Raw genomic sequence first — 12,290 nt, 5'->3', positions numbered from 1 at the left:
CTTCTGTTTGTGTCCTAACCACCTTGGCGGTTGCTATATTGTTCCCTTCGACTGCGCTCAGGGAACATGGCGTTCCGGTGGTTAAGGGAAGTCGAAACCACGATCGCCCCTGATATTGTTCCCTTCGACTCCGCTCAGGGAACATGGTGTTCCTTATTCGCCATGTGTTTTTAGCGGATAATTTTGATCTATGCTGAAAAAAGAAACTTGACAAAAAGCGGAGAAATGGTTGTGAAGTTGCAGCGACCGATTTTAGTGGGAGGATTGGGACTATCCTTTTGCTTATGGATGTTACAAAGCTGGGATGATTATATTTTACAGCTGAGTGAGGTGGGTTTGTTTGGCGCTCTGGCTGTGGGGGGTGGTTTGTGGTTATTCCAGAAAAATCAACCGCAACACAAAGCAGAGCAGTTGGATGGTATGATCAAAGGGAGGTCATCTGTGGAAACTGCGATCGCCCAAGGGGAAGCGATAATTAGGCAATTAGAACAGGAAGCTGTCAACCACCCGGCCTTAGAGACGCTCCAAGGAAGACTGGGGCAGTTGCAGATAGAATTAGATAGGGAAGAAATTACCATAGCTGTCACCGGTGGTAAATCTGTAGGGAAAAGTAGTTTAGTTACACTGCTGGAGTCTAGGGGATGGGGGGGAACACAGAACAAAGTAACTCTATGGGAAACGACCCCTTTATTTACCCAGACAGGTGAGCAATCAGATATACCTATATTAGCAGCAGTTAAACAGTGTGATTTTGTGTTGTTCCTGACCAATGGTGATTTGACAGATTGGGAATTTCAGAGCTTACAGCAGTTAAAAGCAGCCAATCAACCGGTGCGGTTAATTTTTAACAAACAAGACCAGTATTTACCAGAGGAACGGGAGAGTATTTTGCTGTCATTAAAACAGCGAATGTCAGAGAATGTAGTGGGAACGGTAACGTCTCCTGTGGCGCGCAAGGTACGCAAGCATGAAAGTAATGGTAATATCCAAGAGTGGATGGAACAACCGGAACCGGATATTGAGGGTTTAATTGAGGATCTGAGTAAAATTGTCTCACAGCAAAGACAACAACTAATCTGGACAACTACCTGGAGAAAAGCCAAGTTGTTGAAAGCGGCGGGGAAAAACTGGCTGAATGAAACCAGGGGCGATCGCAGTATCCCCATTATTGAACAATATCAATGGATCAGCGCGGCTGCTGCCTTTGCTAACCCAGTACCAGCCCTAGACATTTTAGCCACAGCAGCGATTAACGCCCAGATGGTGATAGACTTAGGTAATATATACCAGCAAAAATTTTCCCTAGAACAGGCCCAAACCCTAGGGGTAACCATGGGGGGGTTAATGCTAAAACTAGGTTTAGTGGAACTGTCCACCAAAGCTGTGAGCATGGTCTTAAAAAGTAATGCGATCACCTTTGTGGCTGGTGGTATAGTCCAAGGGGTGAGTGCAGCCTACCTAACCAGAGTAGCAGGTTTAAGTTTAGTGGCATACTTTGCCCAACAGGAAGAGGCCATAGATTCGGGAAATGTCTTGAATTTAGAGAAATTACGCCAGACTGTGCAAAAAGTCTTTGAGAGTAACCAGCAGATGAACTTGTTATCCAGGTTAGTTCAGGAAAGTATCAAACGCTTATCACCACAGACTGAAACTGTGAAATAATTGCACAAATAACCGTCAAGGACAAGTAATAACCTTGTGCCTTGGCGTAACCGTTAATTTTGATATATTAACATAGTGACTTAGTAAAAAAATATTAACTTTTCATTCACAGGCAAAACACAAGATGGCAGCAGACTATATTGATATTGCGCCATTTATCGATCATTCTCTGCTGAACCCAACAGCTACCCCAGAGCAGGTCGAGCAATGGTGTGAAGAAGCGTACAGATTTAATTTTGCGGCGGTTTGTGTTCACCCTAGTTATGTGAAGCAAGCAGCAGAACTGCTCCATGGTAAAAATCCCCACATTTGTACAGTAATTGGCTTTCCTACGGGGGCGACCACCTCAGGGGTGAAACTGTATGAAGCTCAAGAGGCGGTGGAAAATGGGGCTACGGAACTAGATGTGGTGATGAATTTAGGTTGGTTGAAAGCTGGTATAATTGAGGCGGTACACCGGGAGATTGCCCAAATTTGCGAAGCAACCGGACAACTGGTAAAGGTGATTTTGGAAACCAACCTGCTAACTGATCGGGAGAAAAAACTGGCGGCGGAAATATCCATGGAGGCCGGGGCGGGATTCTTGAAAACTAGCACAGGTTGGCATGGGGGTGCAACGGTGGGGGATGTCAGACTGTTAAAAGAAATGGCAAAAGACCGGTTGGGAATTAAGGCATCTGGGGGGATTCGCACCTACAATGAGGCTAGAGACCTGATCTTAGCCGGTGCTACCAGACTGGGAACATCTCGGTCAATGGATTTGCTGCGCCAAAGCCAAGACGAACGAAAAAGCTGAGTAGTCACGGGTGGTTGGTGGGCAAAAATTGACTAATGACTAATGAGTAAAACTTATAAAGTTACTGGAATTAATCTGAAATCCCAAATTCTGGGAGAATCAGACAGGGTAGTGACAATTTTAACCCGAGAGTTGGGTTTAATTCGCGCAGTAGCGCCGGGGGCGAGGAAGCAAAACTCTAGCCTAGGTGCTAGGAGCGGCGTGTTTATGGTCAATGACTTACTCATAGCACCAGGGCGATCGCTCGATAGAATTATACAAGCAGAGAGAGTAAAAACCTATCCTGGTCTGGCTGTGGATGTGGGGAAATTTGCCGCGGGGCAATATTTAGCGGAAATAGTGCTGTGTCAGGCCTTGAGTGAGCAACCCCAAGAGGAAATTTATCAGTTACTCCATAAATATCTTCGTAAATTAGAGGTATTAGATATAACAGATAGATATAGATATAATATTTATGCTTATTTAGCTCATGCAGTGTTTCACTTTTATGCTTTAGAAGGTTTATGCCCTCAAGTACAAGCGTGCTGTTTAACTAACTATACCATCAGGCCAAATTTCGCAGATCCTAACTGGCGGGTGGGCTTTAGTGTGACAGCAGGTGGTACAGTCTGTTTACAGGCGTGGGAAAATTTGCGCCAAGAAAAACAGCAACCCTCAGCCCTTGAGTCTAACTTAAATTACCAAAGGGTTGTGCATAGGGAAGATATACCGGTAATTTGTGCTCGGTTGGATGCTACAGAATTAGCTATGCTCCAATATCTCTCAGAAACAGAGATAATAGCAACAGATACTAACCAAAATTATCGCTGGTTATCTATTGAGCAAATTTTGCGCCAATATGCTCAATATCATTTAGGTCGCCCTATTCGCTCTGCTACCTTGATTGACTCTTACTTTGCTGCTAACCATGATGCAACCGTCTGATGTAGATAGAAAAATCTCATCTTTATCACCAAACACCAAAAAACACAATAGGGTATCGGATCCTATCGTCACAAATCACTTAAGTGCTGTTCCGCACAGCCCAGAACAGTGTCAATTAGATGTGGCTGGGGAAATAGCAAAAGCTGATCTTACCAGGGAATCCCTAGTCCTGAGCAATGGTCAGAAAGAAGGTTTATCAGTAGTGACTTCCCCAACTAAACCGCCCCAATTAGAGGGGACTGGTAAGCCGGAAAATAGACCAGACCAGGGGTTTTTACCGGTGTTAAAAAATCCTAATTTTCTGGCGCTGTGGGGGGGTCAGGTTTTTTGCCAGATAGCAGACAAAGTATACTTAGTATTAATGATTGCCTTAATTAATACTCAATTTCAGGGAAGTGACCAGAGCATTAGCGGTTGGGTATCAGCTTTGATGATGGCTTTTACCATCCCAGCGGTACTATTTGGTTCTGTAGCGGGTGTATTTGTAGACCGCTGGCGGAAAAAGACTGTACTGGTAAGCACCAATGTTTGCCGGGGGGTGTTAGTGTTATCCATACCCTTGTTGCTGTGGTTAACACATGATTGGCGGCCTGTGGGGATGTTACCAGTGGGTTTTATCATGATTTTGGGGGTGACTTTTTTGGTCTCCACGTTGACACAGTTTTTTGCGCCCGCAGAACAAACCACAATCCCGTTAGTGGTGGAAGAACAGCATTTACTATCGGCTAATTCTCTATATACGACTACTATGATGGCTTCAGTGATTGTGGGGTTTGCAGTGGGTGAACCACTGTTGGCGATCGCCGATAGAGTATGGTTAGAAATAGGTGGTAGTGATGGACTAGGTAAAGAGCTGTTGGTAGGTGGTAGTTATGGGATAGCGGCGTTAATTTTGTTGTTATTAGTGACCAAAGAAAAACCCCACCATCCGGACACAGAATTTCCTCACGTCTTAGCTGACTTAAGAGATGGGTTGAAATACCTCAAAGCTAACTCTATACTGCGCAATGCTTTAGTAAAACTGACGATTCTATTTTCTGTATTTGCAGCTTTAACGGTGCTAGCGGTGCGGATGGCGGAAATAATTCCCAACTTAAAAGCATCTCAATTTGGCTTTTTACTAGCATTTGGTGGGATTGGTATGGCTGCGGGGGCGACAATGCTGGGTCAATTTGGTCAACGCTTTTCCTACTGTGAATTGAGTCTGTGGGGTTGCTTAGGGATGTCAGGAACTTTAATTGGGCTATCGGTATTTACAACCCAGTTAGGGATAATTTTACTGTTAGTAGCTTTGTTGGGTGTATTTGGGTCTATGGTAGGTATCCCTATGCAAACTGCGATTCAAACCGAAACGCCGGCGGAGATGCGGGGTAAAGTATTTGGGCTACAAAATAATGTGATTAATATTGCCTTAACCTTACCTTTAGCCTTAGCTGGGGTAGGTGAAACCTTAATGGGACTACCAGCAGTTTTTGTGATTTTAGCTATTACTGTATTTTGTGGTGGTATATTAACTTGGTATAGTTCGCGCCAATAGTCAACAGTCCAGATGATCTTGGTTTCGTGGTAAACTCAGGGGAAGTTGACAATACCAGAGGCTGTGAGCTGTGAATAACTCAAAGGTTGATCAATTGAAACCGCTTTTCAAAATAGCTAATAAAGAATGCGTATAGCCTGGATTGGAAAGAAATCACCATTTTGCGGTAATGTCACCTACAGTAGAGAAGTAACAAATGCTTTACTAGACAGGGGACACCAAGTTAGTTTTCTCCACTTTGCTCAAGAAGAATCAGAAACAGAAAATTGTCCAAATTTCCAGGAAGTTTCCCTACCGTTTATTTACAAATCACAGGTTTACACAATTCCGACGTTAAAAGCAACTAAGGTATTAACGGAGTCTCTGCGGGAAATCAAGCCGGATGTAGTCCATGCTTCTTTGAGTTTATCGCCTCTGGACTTTATGTTACCGGAAATCTGCGAGCAACTGAATTTACCTTTGATTGCGACGTTTCATACAGCTTTTGCGGGGAAGGGGGCAAAATTTCTATCGGGAACCCAGCTGTTAGCTTATCAGCTGTATGCGCCTTGTTTGGCGAACTATGATCGGGTGATTGTATTTTCCCAAATTCAGCGGGAGTTATTAGCCCGTATGGGTGTAAAGGACAGAAAAATCGCTGTGATTCCCAATGGAGTGGATGCGGTGAAGTATTCCCCCGGACCTTCAGGGGTGAAAGCACAATTCCAAGCGGAGCGGTTGTTTGTCTATCAAGGTCGTATAGCACCAGAAAAAAACCTGGAACCTCTGTTACGAGCTTGGAAGCAGTCACAGATGGGAACTCGGAGCAAGTTACTGATGGTGGGTGATGGGGTTTTAAAGTCTTCTTTGGAACCGTTTTATGGCTCAGACGCGGGGATTATCTGGTTAGGATTTGTGGCGAATGAAGGGCGGCGAATCGAAATTTTACGGGGTGCTGATGTGTTTATTTTACCCTCTCTGGTTGAGGGTTTATCTCTGTCTCTGTTGGAAGCAATGGGTTGTGGAATAGCTTGTTTGGCTACAGATGTGGGAGCGGATGGGGAGGTATTAGAGGCGGGGGCGGGTGTAGTCCTGAATACTAAGACAGTGCGATCGCAGTTAAGAACCCTTTTACCCCTACTCCAGGACCATCCTGAGTTAACCACCCTCCTGGGAAACAAAGCCAGACAGCGGGTGTTAGAGCGCTATACCCTGAGTAAAAATATCAGTCAGTTAGAGGAATTATATCGGGAAGTCTTAGCAGATAGGTCTGTACCTCTGAGTCCGAGAGGTTAAGCTATCAATTGTACAAATATTCAGGTTGAGCTAGGGGATTGATGGCGATCGCCTAGATTTTTTGTGTTTTTTTGACTGGTAATACTGTATCAGAGGTGACTTTTATGCCATTTTGTCAAGAGTTAATCAAATAAGTTTACAAAAGTTAAGATTTAGTTTACAATCTGTTACATAGAGTGCAAACGTCTAATTATTTTGTGAATATGGCTTTAACTATCCAGTCGGCTCAGAATATCTTTTCTAATACTCAAGTTCCCAGTCAGATTCCTGCGACCATCGCCCTGTTCGACCAACTCAATGTTGACGACCAGCTAGCATATCTGTGGTTTGCGTATACGGAAATGGGGAAAACAATTACTCCCGCAGCGCCAGGGGCCGCCAGATTGCAACTAGCAGAAAGTTTGCTCAACCAAATTAAGCAAATGTCAGCGGAAGAGCAAACAAGAGTGATGCGGGATATTGCGAGTCGTGCTGACTCACCCATCAGTCGTTCCTATGGGTTTTTCAGTGTGAATACTAAGCTGGCTTTTTGGTACGAGTTGGGAGAGTTGATGAAGCAGGGTGTAGTCGCTCCCATCCCCACTGGTTATCAAATGAGTCCGGGTGTGCAATTGGTACTAGAAGCCACCAAGAAACTTGATCCGGGTCAGCAAATTACAGTGCTGCGGAACACCGTAGTTAACATGGGATTTGATACCTCTGATTTAGGGCCAAGTAGCTACCCCAAAGCTGTAGAGGAACCAGCGTTTACTCGGACTGCGCCACCTGTGTCCGCAGTAAAAATTGACGGGATTACAGAACCGGCGGTTCTGGGCTACATTGAAGCGATGAACGCTGATAACTTTGATCAAGCTATTAGTCTATTTACTCCCGACGGTGCGCTACAACCACCATTCCAAAAACCCATTGTCGGACATCAGGCGATCGCCAAATATATGCGCGAAGAAGCCCAAGGATTAAACATGATGCCACAAAAAGGTATCTGTGAGAACCTTTCCGATGGGTCTAAGCAGCTAAAAATTACAGGTGTTGTACAAACTCCCTGGTTTGGTGTGACTGTGGGAATGAATATTGCTTGGCGATTTTTAATTAATCCCGAAGGCAAAATTTTCTTTGTCGCCATTGATATGCTTGCATCTCCTGAAGAATTACTAAATCTGCGTCGGGTTTAGATTTATGGGGTAGTTTGGGGTGTTGCTGGGGCTTAAATTTCTGGTTCAGCAACGCCTAATTAATTACCTAGGTGAGTTGGTTGTTGATAAACCCGTTTGAGGGTGTTCACATCTCTGGGTGAAATAGGCGGGGGATTGCTAACTTGGGAAAAGTATAAAGCATCGGTGGGTAAATCGCTATGACCCCAAATTCCCAAGGCGTGGCCGAGTTCGTGACGGGATGCGGCTTGAAGATATACCCCTGTTTGACTAGGACTCAATAAGATGGTAAACTCGTGATCTAGTATTCTATTATTTTCGTATACTTTATAGGTAGTTTGTGCGGAACGGGCCTGCGGGGTATGACCACGGGTAAATTGTAGAGGTGGGACTTGGCGGATAATTGTAATATCAGCTATTTCCGGTTTGTCTACTACCACCAAGGGTAAATAAACATTCCACTCTTGTACTGTCTCTATAACAGTGTTGACCCATGCTTGAGCTTGTGTATGATTAGCTGTTGTGGGGGGTTGTATATAAACTTGAATCGGAAATTTTGACCAGATTAAATAACCCACCCCTGTTTTTGCTACTTGGTCAAAGTAATCACCACTATTTGTGTTGTCTTGCCATTGCGCCAGGGATGGGGGTAGTGGATGGGTAGTATAGGATGTATTTACTACTGTAGCAATAGATGGCAGATTTGTCAAGACAACTAGCAGCCCGGTACTGATGAATAAAGACAGAACTGCTAGTAATCTTTGTGTATAGAAATCTTGACGGCTGTAAGACTTAGGGTATTTTATTTTATATACCATTCTACTCTTACCGGATTTTTACTTAGGTAACCACCCAGCACTCAACAGCAATGTTAAACCCATAAATATAACTGTCAGCGCCCAGGTAACTCGGTTTAAAGTATCTTCGGCGCTTTTGGTGCTGCTAAATAATTGTGCTTGTCCGCCAATGGCTCCAATTCCATCGCCTTTAGGGCTATGTAGTAACACTAAAATAATTAACCCTAAAGCAGAAAGAGCCCAAATAGTTTGCACAATAGTAGTAATATTAACTGTCATGGTCAGGCTGTCCGTAATAATTTATGGTTATTTATGGTTATTTATGTTTTCCCAATCATAGGGATTATATCACATTCTGGTCAGGTTGTTTGAGCGGTAGTGCCCTGGCTTTGGGGAAGCAGTGAGGAGTCAGAAGGTCTTCACTGCTGGGTTGGTTTATATACCAGCTTTGATAGGGGTACGTGTGGGTTGCACTTGATACCCGGACGGGATGAATAGGGAGCGTCCGGTCATTTCTGAGGGTTGGGGTAACTGGAGAATTTCCAGAATTGTGGGTGCTATATCCGCTAGTTTACCATCCCTGCACAGTTCTACATTTGTACCATGTCCGGGGATTTTAATCGTCTCTCCTTCTACTAAAATGAAGGGGACTGGGTTAGTGGTATGTGCTGTCCAGGGGTTACCCTGTTCATCCAGCATATACTCGGCGTTACCGTGGTCAGCAGTAATAATTGCCGTTCCGCCCACTTGGGTAATACTACTCAGTAAGCGACCCAAACAATGGTCTACTGTTTGAATAGCGCTCATGGTGGCGGCCATTTTCCCAGTATGCCCTACCATGTCCGGGTTAGCATAGTTAATCACCACTAAAGAGTATATTCTTTTGTGAATGGCGGCGATCGCCACATCTGTAACTGCGTCCGCTGACATTCCTGGGGCTTTGTCGTAAGTTGCTACCATGGGACTACTGACCAGTTCTCGGTCTTCCCCAGGGAAAGGTTCCTCTAGTCCGCCATTAAAGAAATAGGTCACGTGGGCGTATTTTTCGGTTTCGGCGGTGCGAAACTGCTGTAAACCATGATTGGCGATGACTTCACCCAAAATATTCCTCAAATTTTGCGGCTCAAAGGCTACCTTCACTGGTAGTTCTGGGTCGTATTGAGTAAAGGTAGCAAAGGACAACCGCTGAATTTTTGCTCTAGTAAAGCCGGTGAATTTGGGGCTGACAAAAGCTTGAGTCAGCTGTCTAGCGCGGTCTGGGCGGAAGTTGAAGAAGATCACACCGTCCCCTGGTGCTATAGCCCCAGGAGCAATGCGGACTGGATTAATGAATTCATCCGTCACATCTTCGGCATAAGATGCAGCCAAAACTTCAACGGCTGGACGTTGATCAATGTTAGCATCTTGTGTCATCACATCGTAGGCGCGTTGAATGCGATCCCAACGATTATCTCTATCCATAGCATAGTAGCGACCACTGAGGGTAACTATACGCCCTATGCCTTTTTGGTCTATTTGTGCTTGCAATAACTGGATGGCTTTAATCCCATCCTTGGGGATAGTATCACGACCGTCGGTGATGGCGTGGATACAAACTTCTGAAATTTCCTGTTGTTTGGCTAGGTCTAGTAGTCCAAACAGATGGCTGATATGAGAGTGTACCCCGCCCTCAGAACACAGTCCCACTATATGCAATTTACCATTCTCACTGCGGACTTCCTGGCAAATCTTCACAAGTGCTGGGTTACTGAGAATAGAACCATCTTCGACTGCATCGGAGATGCGGACTAATTCTTGGGGTACTACTCGTCCAGCGCCAATGTTCAAATGACCAACTTCCGAGTTGCCCATTTGACCTTCTGGCAACCCTACGGCTTTTCCTGATGTGCTGATGAGGGTGTGGGGGTAAGCTGCCCATAAGCTTTCCATAATGGGGGTTTCAGCGGCGGTAATTGCGTTTCCTCGCTGCTGTTCGCGGTAGCCCCACCCGTCTAAAATGACTAGCACCACAGGAGCAACAGGTGCTTTGGTCATAGTCTTGCCCTTTACTTTCTGTAATATCCGAATAATACCACTGCTAATCTACAGTGCAAGTGAATTTTTACTTATTTCCTTTTTCCCGCAGATTTTGCCGCTTTTTTAGCAGCTTTTTCCGCAGCTATTGCTGCTAGTCTGGCTTGTTCTTTTTCTTCGGCAATTTTCTCTAGGTAATAATGATAGTCTCCTAGGTAAACACGAAATTCCCCATCCCGGATTTCTACGATTTTGTTGGCTACTTGGGAAATAAAATACCTGTCGTGGGACACTACTATGGCTGTACCATCATAGTTTTGTAGCGCCTCTTCTAACATTTCTTTGGCGGGAATGTCTAAGTGGTTAGTCGGCTCATCTAAAATTAGGAGGTTGGCTGGACGTAATAGCATTTTTGCTAAGGCTAACCGCGCTTTTTCTCCACCACTTAAAGCCGCTACTAGTTTAAATACCATGTCCCCACTAAAGAGAAATCTCCCTAAGTGTGTGCGCACTTCTTCGTTTGTCCACTGGGGTACTTGATCATGGATGGTTTCCATGACTGTTTTCTCTAGGTCTAAGGCTTCCGCTTGGTTCTGCTCGAAGTATCCCGGTATAACGTTATGGTCCCCTAGTTTTACTGTTCCTTCTGTTGCTGGTTCTGTCCCCATTATTACCCTTAATAGGGTGGATTTACCCGCTCCGTTGGGACCGAGAAAGGCTACGCGATCGCCTCTTTCAATTAGTAAACTAGTTGCTAAGAATAATATCTTATCATCATAGACATGAGTTAGGTCTTTAATGATCACTACCTCCCTCCCACTGCGCGGAGACGGGGGAAAGCGAAAATGTAAGGTTTTTACATTGGCTGTGGGTGCTTCGATGCGCTCGATTTTTTCTAGTTGTTTTTCCCGGCTCTTGGCTTGGGTACTCCGGGTCGCACTGGCCCGGAATCTGTCTACAAATGCTTGCTGTTTCTCTAGTTCTTTTTGTTGGCGATCGTAGGCGCTTAACTGGGCGAGTTGATTTTCCGCTTTTTGTTGGAGGTATGCTGAATAGTTACCTAGGTAAGTAGTAGAAACACCCCTCTCTGTTTCTACAATCTGGGTACACAGTCTATCTAAAAATTCCCGATCATGGGAAACTATTACCATGGGGGTGGTTAGTCCTCTGAGGTAATTTTCTAACCATTCTATGGTTTCTAAGTCTAAGTGGTTCGTCGGTTCGTCCAGTAGCAATAAGTCGGGCTTTTGTAGGAGAATTTTACCTAAACTCATCCTCATCTGCCAACCACCAGAAAAGGCACTCACTAGGCGATCGCTGTCTTCGCTATCAAAGCCCATTTCTGGTAAAATCTTCCCAATCCTTGCATCTAGGTTATACCCGTCTAAGGCTTCAAACTCTCGCTGTAGTCTATCTAGTTTGTTAATCAGTTTATCTAGTTCTTCTAAACTGGCGGTCTCCATCTCCCTCTGTACTTCCCCTAGGGAAATTTGTACTTGATTTGCTTGCGCAAAGACTCGCCAAAATTCTTCTCTGACTGTGCGACTCGGATCTACTTCAAATTCTTGGTTCAGGTAAGCTATGTGTAAGCTGGATGGGCGAATTATTTCCCCCGCTGTGGGTTCTATTTCCCCGGTGATGATTTTTAGCTGGGTTGATTTTCCCGCTCCGTTGACTCCTACTAAGCCTATGCGATCTCCTGGTTTGACTTCCCAGTTAATATCTTTGAGAACTTCACCTGTGGGATATATTTTACTGATATGTTCGAGTCGCAGCATCAAGTTTCTCTGGGGTAGGGGATGGTTGTGAAGGTTAACACTCTTCCTGATTTTAACAAAATTTAACTTAAGTTTATGTTTTTTATTTAGTTTTTTATTTAGAGGAGTCAGGGGTTATAAACCCCGTTTGATGCTACCCAGGGAGTCAGGGGTTATAAACCCCTGTCTGATAGCTGAAGTCAGATAAATCTGACTACCATCATTTAGCTAGCAGTCTACTAGATCCCGGAATTCTCACATAATTAGCGATACTCTACCATAATTTATCTAGAAGTCGGGTATCTTTGGGGCGATCGCCTGTACGGGGTTTAAACGCAAAGGTCGCTAAGTACGCGCAAAGGTTCGCAAAGGTGTTTT

At 44.7% G+C, this 12,290-nt stretch carries 10 protein-coding genes; 6 read left to right on the top strand and 4 right to left on the bottom strand.

Annotated elements, in window-relative coordinates:
- Window positions 1–225: 225 nt before the first annotated feature.
- The 6 genes from NWP21_RS18335 (at window position 226) to NWP21_RS18310 (ending at window position 7,366) form a co-directional block, all read left to right on the top strand.
- Complete coding sequence (locus tag NWP21_RS18335; protein ID WP_280793797.1) at window positions 226–1,662, top strand: DUF697 domain-containing protein; 1,437 nt, start codon at window positions 226–228, stop codon at window positions 1,660–1,662.
- A gap of 124 nt (window positions 1,663–1,786) precedes the next feature.
- A complete protein-coding gene (gene deoC / locus NWP21_RS18330; protein ID WP_280793796.1) occupies window positions 1,787–2,458 on the top strand; it encodes a deoxyribose-phosphate aldolase in 672 nt (223 codons plus the stop codon).
- A gap of 42 nt (window positions 2,459–2,500) precedes the next feature.
- Entirely contained in the window at window positions 2,501–3,382 is an 882-nt protein-coding gene (gene recO / locus NWP21_RS18325; protein ID WP_280793795.1) for a DNA repair protein RecO, read from the top strand.
- Window positions 3,369–4,919, top strand: coding sequence for an MFS transporter (locus NWP21_RS18320; RefSeq protein WP_280793828.1), 1,551 nt, complete (start codon window positions 3,369–3,371; stop codon window positions 4,917–4,919). Before recO ends, NWP21_RS18320 begins: the two co-directional genes overlap by 14 nt.
- Before the next feature lie 126 nt (window positions 4,920–5,045).
- A complete protein-coding gene (locus NWP21_RS18315) occupies window positions 5,046–6,194 on the top strand; it encodes a glycosyltransferase family 4 protein (RefSeq protein ID WP_280793794.1) in 1,149 nt (382 codons plus the stop codon).
- Window positions 6,195–6,397: 203 nt separating this feature from the next.
- Window positions 6,398–7,366 (top strand): orange carotenoid protein N-terminal domain-containing protein, encoded by a 969-nt coding sequence (locus NWP21_RS18310; protein ID WP_280793793.1) that lies wholly within the window; start codon window positions 6,398–6,400, stop codon window positions 7,364–7,366.
- Window positions 7,367–7,425: 59 nt separating this feature from the next.
- Here NWP21_RS18310 and NWP21_RS18305 read toward each other — a convergent pair whose 3' ends face one another.
- The 4 genes from NWP21_RS18305 to NWP21_RS18290 all read right to left on the bottom strand — a co-directional run bounded on the left by NWP21_RS18305 (window position 7,426) and on the right by NWP21_RS18290 (window position 11,933).
- Window positions 7,426–8,163, bottom strand: coding sequence for a peptidase (locus NWP21_RS18305; protein WP_280793792.1), 738 nt, complete (start codon window positions 8,161–8,163; stop codon window positions 7,426–7,428).
- Between the two features lie 18 nt (window positions 8,164–8,181).
- The gene (gene secG, locus NWP21_RS18300; protein WP_280793791.1) at window positions 8,182–8,421 is read right to left on the bottom strand and encodes a preprotein translocase subunit SecG; all 240 of its coding nucleotides are present in this window, start codon (window positions 8,419–8,421) and stop codon (window positions 8,182–8,184) included.
- Window positions 8,422–8,577: 156 nt separating this feature from the next.
- Window positions 8,578–10,176, bottom strand: coding sequence for a 2,3-bisphosphoglycerate-independent phosphoglycerate mutase (gene gpmI, locus NWP21_RS18295; RefSeq protein ID WP_280793790.1), 1,599 nt, complete (start codon window positions 10,174–10,176; stop codon window positions 8,578–8,580).
- A gap of 71 nt (window positions 10,177–10,247) precedes the next feature.
- Complete coding sequence (locus NWP21_RS18290; RefSeq protein WP_271733165.1) at window positions 10,248–11,933, bottom strand: ABC-F family ATP-binding cassette domain-containing protein; 1,686 nt, start codon at window positions 11,931–11,933, stop codon at window positions 10,248–10,250.
- Between the last annotated feature and the right edge of the window lie 357 nt (window positions 11,934–12,290).

The organism is Anabaenopsis sp. FSS-46 (assembly GCF_029891665.1).
In the GTDB taxonomy this organism is placed as follows: Bacteria; Cyanobacteriota; Cyanobacteriia; order Cyanobacteriales; family Nostocaceae; genus Anabaenopsis; species Anabaenopsis arnoldii.
This window is presented reverse-complemented; position numbering and strand designations above follow the sequence as displayed.